Origin of the sequence: Leucobacter sp. wl10 (assembly GCF_003569785.1) — a bacterium.
Classification (GTDB): domain Bacteria; phylum Actinomycetota; class Actinomycetes; order Actinomycetales; family Microbacteriaceae; genus Leucobacter.
In genome coordinates this window covers 1-16,513 of the sequence record NZ_KZ983995.1, presented here as the reverse complement: position 1 = coordinate 16,513, position 16,513 = coordinate 1, and the positions used below count along the sequence as shown (strand labels likewise).

Below are 16,513 nucleotides of genomic sequence, written 5' to 3'. Positions count from 1 at the left end.
TCCGGAACCCCGCCGAGACACCGCGATTCTCCCGAGAAGCCACGATATTCGCGGAAATCTGATGGTCCTTCGGGAGCGCCTTGGTGTTTCGGCATGCGAAAACGCGGGCGGGGGGCGGGGGGGGGCGGGCGGGGGCGGGGGCGGGATCGCCTAGCGCTCGAACACCACGCGCCCGTCGAGCACGGTGAGGTCGATCGGCACATCGGGCAGGCCCGCGGCGCCGACCTCGAAGGGGTCCCGCGCCAGCACCACGAGGTCGGCGACCTTGCCGGCCGAGACGGTCCCCTTCCATGCGGCGGCGCGATCCTGCTGCGCGGGCACCGCCGTGTACGCCCGCAGCAGGCGGTGCAGGCGCTCGCGGGCGGCCTCCGGAGTCGCCGAGCCGCCCGTGCGCACGATGCGGGCCTCGGCGTCGGCGATCCCGCGCCGCCAGTCGAAGCCGAGGACCGGCGCGTCCGAGGAGAGCACGAGCACCCCCGCGTCGAGCGCGGCGCCGTACGCCCAGGCCTCCGCCGCCACGTCGGCGCCCATCATGCCGGCCAGCCACTCGTCGCTCGCGGCGGCGATCCCGGACTGCGCGTTGCACCACACGCCGAGCTCGGCCATGCGGCGCAGCTGCGCCTCGGTCGCGAGGTCGCCGTGGATGACGACGTGCCCGAGCGAGCGGGCCGAGGGCGCGCCCGGCGCCGCGGCGGCCTCCGCGATCGCGTCGAGCGCCAGCTGGACGGTGCGATCGCCCGTCGCGTGGATGCCGATCTGCAGGCCGGCCGCGTGGGCGGCGCGGATCATCTCGGCGAGGCGCTCCGCCTTCTGCTCCACGGAGTCGCCGCGCACCAGCAGGTCGCCGTGGGTTCCGTCGTCGTAGGCGCGCTCGGTCCACGCCTGTCTGGAGAGCGGGATGAGGTCGCCGAAGAGCTTGACCCCCGGCACGCTGAACCACTCCGGCGAGGGCTCGGCGGGGGCGGCGGCGCGCGCGGCGATCCCGCGCAGCACGGTGTCGAGGTCGCTCGGCCCGTCGAGCACTCCGTAGAGGGCGAGCAGGGTGACGCGCTGCAGCAGCTCGCCCGAGGCCGCGAGCTCCCGGTAGACGTCGATGACCTCGCTGTGGAAGCAGCCCGTCTCGCCGCCGTCCTCACCGGGGCCGACGCCGGGTTCGGTGTAGCTGGTGATGCCGTACTCGGCGAGCATGCGGCCGGCGCGCAGGATCGCGGCGCGGCGCCCGGCCCGGTCGCGCACGAGCGCCCCGCGCACCCGGGCGGCCGCTTCGGGGTCCGGGGCGCCGAAGAGGGTGTGCGGCCAGCGCGAGCCGAGCCAGGAGCCGTGCAGATGGGAGTCGTTGATGCCGGGCAGCACCGCCCGCCCCTCGAGCTCCACCACGCGAGTGCCGGGATCGATCCAGCCGGCGACGTCGGCGTCATCGCCCAGAGCCGCGATGCGCCCTCCGGCGACGGCGACGGCCTCGGCCCGGCTGCCGCGCGCGTCCATCACCAGCACGGAGCCCCCGCGCAGCACCAGCTCCGCGCGGCCCGGCGGGCCCCCGCGCTCGCGGATCAGCGCCCGCGTCCCTGTTTCGCTCGAGCTCATCGTCCTCCTCCGTGCGGCCGCGGTTCCGCGGCGCTCCGATTAGCCCCGATCCGTCCCGATCCGCCCCGATCCGTCCCGATCCGATCCGATCCAGCGCGGGGCTTCCCATTTATGTCAACGTATGTAGAATAAAATCACATCATCGGCATCCCGGCAACGACGCCGTGCCGAACCCCCGCGGAACGGAGCACTCGATGGCGATCCCCACATCCACCCTCGCGGCCGTGCTCACCGAGCACGGCGCCCCGCTCGAGCTGCAGGAGCTGCCGCTCCCCCGACGCGTCGAACCCGGCGCGGCGCTCGTGCGCATCACCTGCGCCACCCTCTGCGGCACCGACATCGAGATCTGGGAGGGCAGGATGAGCTTTCCCGGCATGCTGCCCATGGTGCTCGGGCACGAGATGGTCGGCGAGGTCGTCGCCGCCGGCGAGGGCGCGGTCGACGCGCTCGGCGAGCCCATCGGCGCGGGCGACCGCATCGGCTGGTCGGAGTCGGTCTGCGGCCGGTGCTTCGGCTGCACGGTGCTGCGGCAGCCCGTGGCCTGCTCGAAACGCGGCTACGGCTTCCTGCAGCGCTCCGACGCGCCGCCGTACGCGACCGCGGGGCTGTCCGAGTACGCCTACGTCGCACCGGGCGCCCAGAAGCTGCGACTGCCCGTCGAGGTCAAGGACACGTGGGCGGCGGCGGCGGGCTGCGCCGCGAAGACGGTGCTGCGCGCCTTCGACCGAGCGGGGGGCGTGCGCCCCGGATCCCGAGTCGTCGTGCAGGGATCCGGCGCGCTGGGCCTCTTCGCCACGGCGGTGGCGAGCATCTCGGGCGCCGGGACCGTCGTCACCGTCGGAGCGCCGCCCTCGCGTCTCGCCCTCGCCGAGCGCTTCGGGGCGACGCACACGATCGACATCGGCGCCCCCGACCCCGCCGACGGCGGGCGAGACGGCTCCGACGCCACGGTCGCGCGGACGATGGAGATGACCGACGGGAAGGGCGCCGACCTGGTGCTCGACTTCGCAGGCGCGCCGAGCGTCGGCCCCGAGGCGATCGGCATGGCGGCGCAGCGCGGCACCGTGGCGATCGTGGGATCGACGGGCCCGGCGGGCGAGGCTGTCGCGCTCTCCGAGATCATGCGCAAGGAGCTGACCGTCGTGGGTTCGCTCAACGGAGACGTCTCCGACTACCACCGATCCATCGAATTCTTCCGCGCCTTCTCCGACCGCTTCCCGTGGGACGCGCTGTTCTCGGCCCCCTGCGGCTTGGAGCAGGCCTCGGACCGCATCGCGAGCATGCACCGCCTCGACGAGGTCAAGGCCGTCGTCGACCCCCGGCTCACCGTCCGCTGACCCCGAAAGGACCGACATGACACCCGCCCCGCTCCCCCGCCGCCGCATCGGCCGCAGCGAGCTCGAGACCTCGGTCTTCTCGCTGGGCTCCTGGCACATCTACGACCGCATGCACTTCGAGGACGCCGCCGAACTCGTGCGCACCGCCCTCGACCGCGGCATCACCCTGTTCGACGTCGGCGTCTACGGCAACCGCGAGATGCCGCCTGCGTTCACCGACGTGCTCTTCTCAGCGGTCATCCGCGCCGTCGGCGTTCGGCGAGACGACTACCTGCTCTCCGAGAAGCTCTGGGTCGAGGGCTGGGACGACGAGAGCGGCTTCCGCCCGCAGCTCGATCGAGCCCTCTTCCGCGCGGGCGCCGAGCACGCCGACCTCGTGATCGTCGGCGACCTGCGCCGCGACGACGTCGAGCTGCGCGACATCGTGCTGAACCTCGCCGAGCTGCGTCGCGACGGGCTCATCCGCGCCTGGGGCGTCAACAACTGGTCGGCGACCAGCATCCAGTCGCTCATCGACATCGCCGCGGCGGAGGGCGCGCCCGTCCCCGAGATCGCGCAGCTCAAGTACAGCGTGTCGCGCCGCGCCATCCCCGACGGCGAGCCGTTCGCGAGGCTGTGGGAGCTGGGCCTCTCGATGCAGGCCTCCGACGTGCTGGAGGGCGGCTATCTCGCGGGCAAGGTCGCCACCGAGCGCGAGGTGGGCCGGGATCCGGGCGGGATCCGCCGGCGCATCATCGACGACGTGCCCGGCTTCGCGCGCCTCGCCGAGGAGCTGCACTGCGCTCCCGCGCAGCTCGCCATCGCCTTCACGCTCACCCACCCCGCCACCGCGACGACGCTCTTCGGGGCCTCGAGCGTCGCTCAGCTCGAGGCGAATCTCGGCAGCCTCGATGTGCTGGATCGCGTTGGCGCGGAGGAGATCCGCGCGCGCGTCGAGCCGTTCCGGGCCGACCGCGGCCTCGTCGACCCGGAGGGACCGTGAGCGTGACCGAGCAGAGCATTCCCGGCAGCCCCGGCATTCCCGGCAGCCCCATCGCCGTGGGCTCGCCGCAGCTCGCGCCCGCGCCGTTCGCAGCCGAGCTGCAGCCCGTCATCGAGCTCATGGGGCGGAATCCGCCGCCGCCGATGACCGAGGAGAACCTGCGGACGGGCGGCACCGCGTCCGGGCCCGGCTTCCCCGACGGCGCCGGCGCGGCGGAGGGCCGGCCCGTCACCGCCGAGGAGCTCGTCATCCCGGGCCCCGCCGGCGCACCCGACCTCGAGATCACGGTGTTCCGCCCCGAGCAGCCCGATGCCGAGGGCGACCCGCTGCCCGCCCTCGTCAACTTCCACGGCGGCGGCATGATCGTCGGCCATCGCAGCTGGGAGCACGGCCGCGTCGTCGACCTGGTCGAGCGCCACGGCTTCGTCGGCGCGAACGTCGAGTACCGCCTCGCCCCCGAGCACCCCTTCCCCGCCGGAGTCGATGACGCCTACGCCGCGACCGCGTGGGTCGCCGAGCACGCAGCCGAGCTGGGCGCCGACCCCGAGAGGCTCGTGGTCATGGGCGGCAGCGCCGGCGGCGGCCTCGCGGCGGCCGTCTCGCTGATGGCGCGCGACCGCGGCGGCCCGCGCATCGCCGGCCAGCTGCTGCTGTGCCCCATGCTCGACAACACGAACACCACCCCGTCGTCGCTGCAGTACGACGGCATCGGCACCTGGACCCGAGACGCGAACCTGCTCGCCTGGAGGTGCGTGCTCGGCGCCGTGCTCGCCCACTCCGAGCAGGCGCCCGCGTACGCCGCGCCGAGCCGGGCCGCAGACCTGAGCGGCCTGCCGCCCGCCTTCATCGAGGCGGGGTCGGCCGAGATGTTCCGCGACGAGGACGTCGACTACGCGAGCCGCATCTGGGCGACCGGCGGCGACGCCGAGCTGCACATCTGGGCGGGCGGATTCCACGGCTTCGACGTCTACGCGCCCGACAGCGAGCTCGCGCGGGCCGCGCTCGCCTCGCGCGACTCCTGGCTGTCTCGCATCGTCGGCACCGCTCCGACGGCGCCGCCCGCGGGCGGCGCCGGGATGGGAGGCTTCGCCGCATGAGCGTCGACGGGACCGCCGCGGACGGCGTCCGCCCCTACCGCGCCTCGGAGCCAGACCCGCGCCCCGTCCCCGTGCCCTACGACCCGCAGCTCGAGGCCGGCCTCGCGTCCTTCCTCGACCTCGTCGAGCGCGTCCCGCTGCGGGCGCGCACCATCCTCGAGAACCGCGCCCGCTTCGCGACCGTGATCCCGCCCATGGAGACGCAGGCCGAGGGGCGCGACGTGACCTGGGAGGACCGGCTGATCCCGGGCCCGGCGGGCGCGCCCGACATCGAGGTCACGATCGTGCGACCGCCGGCCGTCGGCGCCTCGGGATCGGGCGGGCCCGGATCCCGAGCCCGCTCCGACCGCCCCGGGGTGCTGAGCATCCACGGCGGCGGCTACGTGCTCGGCACCCGGTTCTTCGGCGCGGGCGAGCTGATCGATCTCGCCGAGCGGTACGGCGCCGTGGGCGCGGCGGTCGAGTACCGCCTCGCCCCCGAGCACCCCGCGCCGGCCGCGGCCGAGGACTGCTACGCGGCGCTCGTCTGGATGGCCGGGCACGCCGAGGATCTGGGCATCGATCCCTCTCGCATCGTCGTGTCCGGGGCGTCGGCCGGCGGCGGCCTCGCCGCCGCCGTCGCGCTCATGGCCCGGGATCGGGGCGGACCGGCGATCGCCGGCCAGCTGCTCGGCTGCCCGATGCTCGACGACCGCAACAGCACCGTCTCCGCCTGGCAGTACGACGGCGTCGGGGCGTGGGATCGCAACAGCAACGACACCGGCTGGGACGCCACCCTCGGCGAGGATCGCGGCACGGACCGGGTGCACCCGTACCGGGCGCCCGCGCGCGCCGACGATCTCTCGCGGCTGCCGCCCGCCTTCCTGGAGGTGGGGGCGGCGGAGATCTTCCGCGACGAGACCGTCGACTACGCGAGCCGCATCTGGGCGACCGGCGGCGACGCCGAGCTGCACGTCTGGTCGGGCGCATACCACGGCTTCAGCGGGTTCTCGCCCGACGCCGTCGTGTCGCGGGCGGCGATCGGCGCGCGCGACAGCTGGTTGCGTCGGATCCTCGATCGATGACCGCCCGTCGCAGGGGAGCGCCCGCTGCGCGAGGCGTCGCCCCGACGCCCGCGGTGCCGCCCGCTGCACGCCTTCCGCGGGGCTCGCGGGTGTGCCCGCAAAGACAACCGGGGTACCCCGCGAGTCAAGCCCCGCCCGACCCGGAGCGCGTAGCCTGTTGGTAATCATCCGGACTCAAGGTGGAGGTTCAATCCATGAAAACGTATGCGGAGCTGCTCGAGGCGATCACGGCGAAGGAGGGCCCGGCCCGGGACGCCGTCGATCCGGCCACGGGCGAGGTCATCGGCCGTTCGCCGACGCAGTCGGTCGAGGATCTCGAGGCCGCGATCGACCGGGCCGAGGCCGCGCAGCCGGCGTGGGCCGCGCTGAGCGACGACGAGCGCAAGGCGCACCTGCACCGGGCCGCCGATGCGATCAAGGAGTCCTCCGAGGCGCTCGCCGAGCTGCTGTCGCGGGAGCAGGGCAAACCCCTCAACGGCCCCAACGCCCGGTTCGAGGTCGGCGCCTGCGAGGTGTGGACCCGCACCGCGGCCGACACGCCGCTGCCGGTCGAGGTGATCATCGACGACGAGTCGGGCTATGCCGAGATGCACTACCGCCCCATCGGCGTGGTCGGCGCGATCTCGCCGTGGAACTGGCCGATGATGATCTCCATCTGGCAGATCGCCCCGTCGCTGCGCATGGGCAACACGGTCGTGATCAAGCCCGCCGACACGACCGCGCTGTCGGTGCGCGCGCTGGTCGCCGTGATGAACCGGGTGCTGCCCGAGGGCGTGCTGAACATCGTCACCGGCCCCGGCAGCACCGTGGGCGACGCGCTCACGAAGAGCCCGAAGATCGGCAAGATCATGTTCACCGGCTCCACCCCGGTGGGCAAGCAGATCATCGAGGCCTCGGCGAACAACGTGACCCGCCTCACGCTCGAGCTCGGCGGCAACGACGCCGGCATCGTGCTGCCCGACGTGGATCCCGCGGCCATCGCCGAGGATCTGTTCTGGGGCGCGTTCATCAACACCGGCCAGACCTGCGCCGCGCTCAAGCGCCTCTACGTGCACGACTCGGTCTACGACGCAGTGGTCGAGGAGCTCGCGAAGGTCGCGGCGAACGTGCCGATGGGGGTGGGGCTCGACGAGGACAACGTGCTCGGCCCGCTGCAGAACCGCAAGCAGTTCGAGACGGTGGATCGCCTCGTGAGGGCCGCGAAGGAATCGGGCGCCCGCGTCGTGCTCGGCGGCGACCCCGACTACGACGCGCCGGGCAACTTCTACCCGACCACGCTCGTGGCCGACATCGACCCGCACAACGACCTCGTGGTCGAGGAGCAGTTCGGCCCCGCGCTGCCGATCGTCCGATACAGCGACCTCGACGAGGCCCTCCGCCTCGCGAACGAGCTCGAGTTCGGGCTCGGCTCCTCGGTGTGGACGCGGGATCGCGCCAAGGCGCTCGAGGTCGCATCGCGGCTGCAGGCGGGCACGACCTGGATCAACTCGCACGGCGGCCTGCACCCGATGGTGCCGTTCGGCGGCGTCAAGCAGTCCGGCTACGGCCGCGAGTTCGGCGTCGAGGGACTCAAGGCCGTCGCCGAGCCGCAGATCATCAGCGGCCGCTGAGCTCGGCCCGCACGCGGGAGGGGGCGTCGTCCGGGGGGACGGCGCCCCCTCCCGCGTGCGGGGTCGCGCCGGTCGCGTCAACCGCTGCGCCTCGAGGAGATGCTTCGCTCACAATCGAGCTAATTCCCCACCTCATGACAAGATATCCACAGACTTTGCATCGCTGTTCCACGACCATCGAATAGCTGGGATACTGACTTCCACTCAGGCAGAATGGGAGTGTGATCACCTTGACCGAACCGCAGATCTGGACCATCATCGGTGTGTTCGCCGCGACGCTCGTCGCGCTGGTCACCATCGTCACCCAGTCGTTCACGCGCAGCATCTCGAGCTTGCGCGACGAGATGGTGCTGCGCTTCGAGCACCAGGGCGAGAAGTTCGGCCGGTTCGAGACCCGCATGGACCGGCTCGAGAAGCGCGTCAACGACATCGACCGCGACGTGCAGGCCATCTCGAAGCGCATCTTCCCCGAGCAGTAGCGATCCCGGTACACCTCGGCCACGGCGCTCACGCGGCCGGCGTCAGCCCTCGAGGCCGCGAAGCGGAACGAGCCCCCGATTCCTGCGGATGTCGCGGTAGTTCCACTGGATGTCGCGCGCCTCGGCGAGCCAGCGCGCGAGCGTTTCGACGTCTACCTGACCGCGCTCGGTGTACCTCGCCTCGGCCGCCTTGAAGCTGCCCTCGGCTTGCAGCCCCGGTTCCCGGAAGGACTGCCCGCTCCAGAACAGCAATCGCACGGAGGCCTTCAGCCGGTTGTAGCCGACCACCGGGTTGCCGTCGAAGAACCAGACCGGATGGGCGTGCCACACCTTCCGCTCCGCGTCCGGCAGTTCCCGCTCGATCGTCTCGAGCAGCAGGTCGCACACGGGTCGCGCCTCGGGGTCGAGCCGCTCGTGGTAGTCGCGGATGTCGTCGGGAACCGGCCTCATACGCCGAGCCTACCGTCGTGTCACGGGCCGCGGTAGGGCGCCCCTCGAACGCCCCGGCCTACCAGCGGGGCTTGCGCCTGCCGTCGGCGCGGTTCGCCCCGCCGTCGCGCTTGCGGTCATCGCGCGACCCGCGATCCTGCCAGCCGCCCTGGTCGCCGCGGCCGCTTCGCTCGTCCCGGTCCCAGCGCGGCTTGCGGTCGCTCCGATCGTAGCCGCGCTCTCCGCGAGAGTCGCGATCATAGCCCCGGTCGCCCCGGTCGCCCCGGTCGCCCCGGTCGCCCCGATCGCGATCGTAGCCCCGGTCGTACCCGCCGCGACCCCGGCGATCGGGGCGATCGCCCCGGTCGTAGCCTCCGCGCCTCCCGTCGCGCGCGGGGCCGGTGTCGGGCCGCAGCTCGATGAGCTTGCCGCCGATGCGGGTCTGCTCGAGCGCGTCGAGCGTCTCCCGGGAGAGGTTGGCCGGCAGCTCCACGAGCGAGAAATCGTCGCGCATCTGGATGCGGCCGAAGTCGTCGCGGCCGAGGCCGCCCTCGTTCGCGATGGCGCCCACGATCTGCCCGGGCTTCACGCGCTGGCGGTGCCCCACCTCGATGCGGTAGGTCTTCAGGTCGTCGCGCTTCGGGCCGCGCTCGCCCCGGTCCTCGCGCCGTCCGCGCTCGGGACGGTCGCCGCGCGCACGATCCCGCGACCCGTCCTCGAGGAAGCGCTGGGCCTGCTTGCGGTCGCGCTCGAACTTGCGGTCGTCCTCCTCGGAGAGCAGCAGCGGGGTGTCGCCCTGCGCCACGACGGCGAGCGCGGCGGCCACGTCGGCCTCGGGCACGTCGTGGTGCCGCACGTAGTGGTCGATGATGTCGCGGAACGTCTCGATGCGGCCCTTCTCGTCGAGCGCCGCCGTGATGGCGTCGTCGAAGCGCGACAGCCGGGTCGCGTTGACCTCGTCGACCCGCGGCAGCGGCATCTGGGTGAGCGGCTGCTTCGTGGCCTTCTCGATGGCCTTGAGCAGGCGCTGCTCGCGCGGCGTGACGAAGCTGATCGCATCGCCTGTGCGGCCGGCGCGGCCCGTGCGGCCGATGCGGTGCACGTACGACTCGGTGTCGATGGGCAGGTCGTAGTTGATGACGTGGCTGATGCGCTCCACGTCGAGGCCGCGCGCGGCGACGTCGGTGGCGACGAGGATATCGAGCTTGCCGTCCTTCAGCGACTGGACGGTGCGCTCGCGCACATTCTGCGGAATGTCGCCGTTGATGGCCGCCGCGGAGTAGCCCCGGGCGCGCAGCTTCTCGGCGACCTGCTCGGAGTCGCCGCGCGTGCGCGTGAAGACGATCATGCCGTCGAACTCCTCCACCTCGAGGATGCGCGTGAGCGCGTCGAGCTTCTGGGTGTAGGAGACGACGTTGTAGCGCTGCGCGATGCTCGCGCTCGTCTGCGTCTTGCCCGCGATCTTGATCTCCTGCGGGTCGCGCAGGTGCTGCTGCGAGATGCGCCTGATCTGCGCTGGCATCGTGGCCGAGAACAGGGCGACCTGCTTCTCCTCGGGGGTGTCGGCAAGGATCGTCTCGACGTCCTCGGCGAAGCCCATCTTGAGCATCTCGTCGGCCTCGTCGAGCACGAGGTACTTGATCTCGGAGAGGTCGAGGGATCCGCGGTTCAGGTGATCCATGATGCGGCCCGGGGTGCCCACCACGATGTCGACGCCGCGGCGCAGTGCCGACAGCTGCTGGCCGTACGCCTGGCCTCCGTAGACGGGCAGCAGGTGCACCTCGGGCAGCTGCGAGGCGTAGCTCTCGAAGGCCTCGCACACCTGCAGCGCGAGCTCCCGGGTCGGGGCGAGCACGAGGGCCTGCGGAACGCCCTGGCCCGGCTCGATGCGGCTGAGGATCGGCAGCGCGAAGGCGGCGGTCTTGCCGGTGCCGGTCTGGGCGAGGCCGACGACGTCGCGGCCGCTGAGCAGCACGGGGATCGTGGCCTCCTGGATGGCGGAGGGCGTCTCGTACCCCACGGCCGTCACGGCTCGCAGCACCGCCGGGGCGAGGCCGAGGTCGGCGAAGGTGGTGCGCTCGGGCGCGGACTCGGGGGCGGCGGGGGTTTCGGTCTGGGTGCCGGCCGGGGCGGCCGCCTCGGCGGGGGCGACGTCGGTCGCGGCCGTCTCGGCGGGCTCTGCGGCTTCGACGTTCTCGGAATTGCTCATCATACAATCCTACCGCGGATCCCATGCCGCCACGCCGCGTTCCCCGGAGCACGGCACCGCTCCCGGCGCCGAGCCCGCCGGTCCTTCGTCGCAGATCCGCCGTCGAGCACACCGAAACCTCGAAAGCGGTGCGCTCGACGGCGGATCCGTGCCGCAAGGTACGCGAGCTACGCCGGCTGCGCCTGCTCCTCGCGCAGCGCGAGCCACTCGGCCCGGCGCTGCGCCTGCAGCGCGGGGTCGGCGACGGGCGAGGCCGCGAGCAGGCGCCGGCTGTACGGGTGCTGCGGATCCCGCGTCACCTGCTCGCCCCCGCCGACCTCGACGAGGCCGCCGCGGCGCATCACGGCCACCCGGTGGCAGACGCGCCGCACCACCCCCAGGTCGTGCGACACGAAGAGGTACGAGACCCCGGTGTCGCGCTGCAGCTCGACGAGCAGGTCGAGCACCGTCGCCTGGGTGGTGAGGTCGAGCGCGCTGACCGGCTCGTCGCAGATGATGAGTCGCGGCCTGCGCACGAGCCCGCGGGCGATGGCGATGCGCTGGCGCTGGCCCCCGGAGAACTCGCTCGGGTAGCGGCCGACGACTCCGGCGGACAGGCCGACCCGCTCGAGCATCTCACCCACGGCCCGCCGGGCCTCGGCTCGAGGCGCGCCCGCTGCCGAGAGCGGCTCCGAGAGGATCTCGCCGATCGTCATCATGGGGTTGAGCGAGCCGTAGGGGTCCTGGAACACCACCTGGATGTCGGAGGCGAGCTCGCGACGCCGGCGGCCCCTCAGGTGCGTGATGTCGCGGCCGTCGAAGGCGATCGTTCCGCGCGCGACGGGCACGAGACCCAGGATCGCCTTGCCGAGCGTGGACTTGCCCGATCCCGACTCGCCCACCAGCCCGAGGCACTCGCCGGCGCCGATCTCCAGCGAGACCTCGTGCAGCACCCGGTTGGGCCGGCGTCTCGGGCCGTACTCGACGACGACCCTCTCGGCGCGCAGCAGCGGCTGGGGCGACTGGCTCATGCGTTCTGCTCCTTCGTGGCACGGGCGGATCCGCTCGCGGCGAGCGCGGAGTCGAGCTCCGCGCGGCTCGAGGCTCCGTCGAGCGAGGCCTCGATGAGCTCGCGCGTGTAGTCGCTCTCGGGGTGCGCGAAGATCGGGCCGACGTCGTCGATCTCGACGACGGATCCGGATCGCATCACGACGACGCGGTCGCAGATGTCGGCCACGACGCCGAAGTCGTGGGTGACGATGACGAGCGCCATCCGGTCCTCCCGCTGCAGCTCGCGCAGCAGCTCGAGCACCTCGGCCTGCACCGTCACGTCGAGCGCGGTGGTCGGCTCGTCGGCGACGAGCACCGACGGCCCGCCCGCGATCGCGCCGGCGATGAGCACGCGCTGGGCCATGCCGCCCGAAAGCTCGTGCGGGTACGACCTCATGACCCGCTGCGGGTCGACGATGCCCACGCGGTCGAGCATGGCCAGCGCCCGCTCGCGCGCCTCGGCCCGGCCCATGCCGTGCACGGCGCGCAGGGGCTCGGTGAGCTGGTGCCCGATCGTGTACGAGGGGTCGAGGTTCGTCATCGGCTCCTGCGGGATGTACCCGATCTCGTGCCCCAGCAGCCGCGCGCGCTCGCGCTTCGACAGCGTCGTGACGTCCTCGCCGCCGATCCAGACGGCGTCGGCCGTGGAGTAGCCCGACTTCGGCAGCAGGTCGAGCATCGAGAACACCGTCTGCGACTTGCCCGATCCCGACTCGCCCACGATGCCGAGCACCTCGCCCGGCGCCACGTCGAGGGTGATGCCGTGCACCACCTCGACCTCGCCGTCGGCGGTCTCGTAGGCGACGCGCAGGTTCTCGAGGCGCACGGCCGAGTCGACGGCGGCCACGGAGATCGAGCCGGTGGTGGTCGTGGCGCCCGCCGGGCGCTTCTCGGCGCCCGGCCTCGCGATCCGTCTGCGCTCGCGGCGCGACGGGCGCGGCGTCTTCACGCTGATCACGTCGGCGAGGGTGGATCCGAGCACGGCGAGCACGGCGATCGTGACGCCGAGCGCCAGGGAGGGCCACAGCAGCAGGAGCGGATCGGTGCGCATGGACTGGAAGCCCTCGTTCATCGCGGCGCCCCAGCCGGGGGTCGTGCCGCCGCCGATGCCGAGGAACTGCAGGCCGGCCTGCATGCCCATGGCGATGCCCGCGGTGAGCGCCGACTGGATGACGATGGGGGCGATCACGGCGCGGATGACGTGGCGCCCCATGATGCGCGCGTCCGAGAGCCCCGCGACCCGCGCCGCGTCGACATACGCCTCGCCGCGCACGGCGAGCACCGTGGAGCGCGTGAGGCGGAAGTAGCCGGGAGCCATGAAGACGCCGACCGTGACCATGAGGATCGTGAAGTCGTTGCGGAACGCCGAGGCGACGATGAGCAGGACGATCATGCCGGGCACCGCCTGCAGGCCGTCGCTGATCCAGGTGCCGATGCGGTCGGTCGCTCCGCCGGAGTAGCCGGCGACGAGCCCCGACGGCACGCCGAGCACGAACGAGGTGAGGACCGCGACGACGGCGCCCCAGAGCGTGATCTGAGCGCCCCAGATGAGGCGGCTGAGCACGTCGCGGCCGCTGGTGTCGCCCCCGAGCGGGTGCTCGGGGCTCGGCAGCGAGCGCGTCAGCTCGAGATCGACGGCGTTCGGGTCGTAGGGGGAGGTCCAGGGCGCGAGGATCGCGACGAGCACGATGAGGAGGAGCACCGCGGTGGCGACGGCGCCCGCCGGGCGCCGGAGGAAGCGGGCGAGCGTCGAGCCTCGGGCGCCGCCGCGCGAATCGACGGCCTCGGCGACGGTATCGGTGATCGGAGCGGTCATTTCGCACGGGCCTTCGGGTTGATCCAGCCGAGCAGCACGTCGAGCAGGAAGTTGACGATGACGACGAAGACGACGGTGATCACCGTGATACCGAGCAGCACCGGGATGTCGCCGTTCTGGGAGGCGCCCAGGGTCTGCGCGCCGATGCCGGGAAGCGCGAAGATCTGCTCCACCACGACGGCGCCCGAGAGGAGGCCCACGAACATGAGGGCGAGGACGGTGAGCGAGGCGGGCGCCGCGTTGCGCACGAGGTGCACGACGACGCGCCACTGCGGCAGGCCGCGGCTGCGGAGGGTGCGCACGTAGTCCTGGCGATCCGCCAGGATGATGGCGCTGCGCAGCTGCTCGGCGATCATGACGACCGCGCCGAGCGCGAGCGCGAACGACGGGAGCGTGATGGAGAGCAGCCAGCCGCCCGCCGACTGCGTCGGCTGGGTGTAGCCCACCGCGGGGAACCACTTGAGCTGCACGGCGAAGATCATCACGAGCACGAGCGCCACCCAGAACCCCGGGAGCGCGAAGAGGATCACGGCGCCGGCCTTCACGGTGCGGTCGGTCCAGCTGTTCGGGCGCAGGCCGGCGATCACGCCGAGCACGCCGCCGAGGACCGCGGAGAGCAGGGTGGCGGCGCTGACGACGGAGAGCGTCACCGGCAGTTTCAGGCCGATCTGCTTGCCGACCGGCTGGAAGTTCTTCCAGGAGTCGCCGAAGTCGCCGCGGAGCATGCCGCCGATCCAGTCGCCGAACTGCACGAGCAGCGGGCGGTCGGTGCCGATCTTCTGGGCGAGGGCCGCCTGCGCATCCGGCGTCGCGGCGCTGCCCAGCAGGCCGAGCGTGGGATCCGGTATCGCCAGGTACGCGAGGAAGAAGGTGCCCGTCGCCACCGCGACCAGCAGGATCGCGCCCGAGAGCAGCCTCTTGAGCGTGAATGCGAGCATCGGGTCTCCTGGGTGGGGTGTCGTGCGGTCGAGCATCGGGGAGGGGAACCGCGGCGGCCCCTCCCCGTGCCGGATCAGCTCTCGAGGGTGATCTGGCGGAGCGTCGGGAACATCATGCCGATGACGGGGGTCACCGAGAACTCCGAGGTGGAGATGTACATGTTGTTCGCCTGGTACCAGACGTCGAACCACGCCTCCTTCGTGACGAGCTCGCCCAGCTTCTCGATCTCGGCCACCTGGGCTTCGCCCGGCTCGGCGGCGAACACCCTGTCGGCCTGGGCCTGGATCTCGGGGAACGCTTCGACCCCCGGGGTCGGGTTGTACCACTGCGGGTTGACGATCTGGCGCTCGACCGTCGCGACGGCGTTGCCGTCCATGGAGAGCACCGCGATGAACATCGGATAGGTCGGGGCGTTGCCCATGTAGTCCATGAACTGGTACTCGTCCCACGTCACCTTGATGCCGAGCTCGCCGAACACCTGCTCGACCGAGGCCTGGTAGGGCTGGAAGGGCGGCGCCATCGGCATCTTCACCTCGAAGCCGTCGGCGTACCCCGCTTCGGCCAGCAGGTCCTTGGCCTTCCGGAGGTCGTACTCGTAACTGCCGTTGAGGCCGGACACATTGCCGGGTGTGCCGTCGGGGAACACCTGGTTGGTCGCGGCACCGGCGCCCTGTCCGATCGCCTTGAGCATCTCGGGGCCGTTGAAGGCGTAGTTCAGCGCCTGGCGCACGCGCCGATCGCCGAGCGGCTTGCCCATCTCCGTGGAGCCGGATCGGTCGGTGAACTGCAGGCCGACCCAGGTGGCGACGCCCTGGCTCACGTTCCACCCCTGCGCCTCGGCCATCTTGGCCGCGGTCTCGTCGCCGTAGATGACGTTGAACTGGCCGCCCTGCATGCCGTTGAGCATGGCGGTCGGGTCGCTCAGGGGGGAGATGACGAGCGGGTCGAAGGGGAAGTCGTCGGCGGCCCAGTGGTCGGCGACCTTGTCGAAGCGGTACTCCGATCCTGCGACCGAGGCGTCCGAGAGCGTGTAGGGGCCCGAACCGACCGGGGTCTCGGCGAGGGTGCCCGCGTCGATGGCCGAGGGCGCCATCATGTAGCTGCGCCCGAGACCCATGAAGTAGAGGATGGTGTCGTCGCGCTGGGTGAGGCGGATCTCTATCGTGTCCTCGTCGACCGCCTTGAAGCTCTCGACCTTGGTGTAGGCCTCCTGCGAGCGCACGCCCTGCTTGAGGTACTCCAGACTCTTGACGGCTGCCTCGGCGTTGAACGCCTCGCCGTTCGAGAAGGTGACGTCGGTGCGCAGGTTCATCGTGATGGTCTTGAAGTCGTCCGAGATCTTCCAGTCCGTCGCGAGGGCCGGCGCCGGTTCGCCCTTGCCGTTGTCGACCACGAGGGGGTCGTAGACGGCGGAGAGGTACGGGCCGTCGAAGCCGATGTCGGCCAGCGCGGGATCCCAGGATGTCACGTCGAGGAAGTTGCCGATGTTGAGCGGCGCGCTGCTGACGCCGCCGCCCGCGTCGCCGCCTTCGGAACCGCCCGCCGAGCAGGAGGTGAGGGCGAGCGTCACGGCGGCGATCGCCGCGATGCCCGTCAGTGTCTTCTTCATCATGTCTGCTTCTCTCGGTTCATGGACGTGTCGTCGGGTGAGGCGCCTCCCGCACATCCATCACCCGTCCCCGGGGGTGTCCCGGGGCCGCGATGGACGTCACTTCGGTGTGCCGTCGAATTTCATTCTACGTACGTTGACAAAAAACACAAGCCCCGCCGATCCGCGCGAACATCACGAAATCGACACGACCCGCCCCTGAACCGCGCGCTGGTGCGGCGCCCGAAGATCATATACGATCTGATGAGTGGCGACGCGGCGCTGCAGGGCGCGGCACCGCGCGCAACCGCGGAAACGGAGGACACGTGCTCGAGCAGTCGCAGATCGAA

Annotated in this window: 13 protein-coding genes; 6 read left to right on the top strand and 7 right to left on the bottom strand. The window is 72.0% G+C overall.

The features are described 5' to 3' along the window. Nucleotides 1-150: 150 nt before the first annotated feature. Nucleotides 151-1,584 (bottom strand): amidohydrolase, encoded by a 1,434-nt coding sequence (locus D1J51_RS09675; RefSeq protein WP_119074990.1) that lies wholly within the window; start codon nucleotides 1,582-1,584, stop codon nucleotides 151-153. A gap of 194 nt (nucleotides 1,585-1,778) precedes the next feature. Here D1J51_RS09675 and D1J51_RS09670 point away from each other — a divergent pair, with 194 nt between their 5' ends. The 6 genes from D1J51_RS09670 (at nucleotide 1,779) to D1J51_RS09645 (ending at nucleotide 8,153) form a co-directional block, all read left to right on the top strand. Next, nucleotides 1,779-2,921, top strand: a complete 1,143-nt coding sequence (locus D1J51_RS09670; protein WP_205547857.1) for a zinc-binding dehydrogenase — start codon at nucleotides 1,779-1,781, stop codon at nucleotides 2,919-2,921. Nucleotides 2,922-2,937: 16 nt separating this feature from the next. After that, nucleotides 2,938-3,903: an aldo/keto reductase gene (locus tag D1J51_RS09665; RefSeq protein WP_119074989.1), complete on the top strand. Its 966-nt coding sequence runs from the start codon at nucleotides 2,938-2,940 to the stop codon at nucleotides 3,901-3,903. A gap of 2 nt (nucleotides 3,904-3,905) precedes the next feature. After that, entirely contained in the window at nucleotides 3,906-5,000 is a 1,095-nt protein-coding gene (locus D1J51_RS09660; RefSeq protein WP_240423120.1) for an alpha/beta hydrolase, read from the top strand. Continuing rightward, a complete protein-coding gene (locus D1J51_RS09655) occupies nucleotides 4,997-6,064 on the top strand; it encodes an alpha/beta hydrolase (RefSeq protein WP_119074988.1) in 1,068 nt (355 codons plus the stop codon). The genes D1J51_RS09660 and D1J51_RS09655 overlap by 4 nt, the downstream gene beginning before the upstream one ends. Before the next feature lie 194 nt (nucleotides 6,065-6,258). Then, the gene (locus D1J51_RS09650) at nucleotides 6,259-7,674 is read left to right on the top strand and encodes an aldehyde dehydrogenase family protein (RefSeq protein WP_119074987.1); all 1,416 of its coding nucleotides are present in this window, start codon (nucleotides 6,259-6,261) and stop codon (nucleotides 7,672-7,674) included. A gap of 221 nt (nucleotides 7,675-7,895) precedes the next feature. After that, nucleotides 7,896-8,153 (top strand): hypothetical protein, encoded by a 258-nt coding sequence (locus tag D1J51_RS09645; protein ID WP_119074986.1) that lies wholly within the window; start codon nucleotides 7,896-7,898, stop codon nucleotides 8,151-8,153. A gap of 42 nt (nucleotides 8,154-8,195) precedes the next feature. Here D1J51_RS09645 and D1J51_RS09640 read toward each other — a convergent pair whose 3' ends face one another. The 6 genes from D1J51_RS09640 to D1J51_RS09615 all read right to left on the bottom strand — a co-directional run bounded on the left by D1J51_RS09640 (nucleotide 8,196) and on the right by D1J51_RS09615 (nucleotide 16,187). Beyond that, nucleotides 8,196-8,603 carry a DUF1801 domain-containing protein gene (locus tag D1J51_RS09640; protein ID WP_119074985.1) on the bottom strand — a complete coding sequence of 136 codons (408 nt, stop codon included), beginning with the start codon at nucleotides 8,601-8,603 and terminating at the stop codon, nucleotides 8,196-8,198. Between the two features lie 58 nt (nucleotides 8,604-8,661). Beyond that, a complete protein-coding gene (locus tag D1J51_RS09635) occupies nucleotides 8,662-10,791 on the bottom strand; it encodes a DEAD/DEAH box helicase (RefSeq protein WP_119075098.1) in 2,130 nt (709 codons plus the stop codon). Nucleotides 10,792-10,958: 167 nt separating this feature from the next. After that, a complete protein-coding gene (locus D1J51_RS09630) occupies nucleotides 10,959-11,801 on the bottom strand; it encodes an ABC transporter ATP-binding protein (protein WP_119074984.1) in 843 nt (280 codons plus the stop codon). Then, nucleotides 11,798-13,636 carry a dipeptide/oligopeptide/nickel ABC transporter permease/ATP-binding protein gene (locus tag D1J51_RS09625; RefSeq protein WP_119074983.1) on the bottom strand — a complete coding sequence of 613 codons (1,839 nt, stop codon included), beginning with the start codon at nucleotides 13,634-13,636 and terminating at the stop codon, nucleotides 11,798-11,800. The genes D1J51_RS09630 and D1J51_RS09625 overlap by 4 nt, the downstream gene beginning before the upstream one ends. After that, nucleotides 13,633-14,574, bottom strand: a complete 942-nt coding sequence (locus D1J51_RS09620) for an ABC transporter permease (protein ID WP_119074982.1) — start codon at nucleotides 14,572-14,574, stop codon at nucleotides 13,633-13,635. The genes D1J51_RS09625 and D1J51_RS09620 overlap by 4 nt, the downstream gene beginning before the upstream one ends. A gap of 74 nt (nucleotides 14,575-14,648) precedes the next feature. Then, a complete protein-coding gene (locus D1J51_RS09615; RefSeq protein ID WP_119074981.1) occupies nucleotides 14,649-16,187 on the bottom strand; it encodes an ABC transporter substrate-binding protein in 1,539 nt (512 codons plus the stop codon). Between the last annotated feature and the right edge of the window lie 326 nt (nucleotides 16,188-16,513).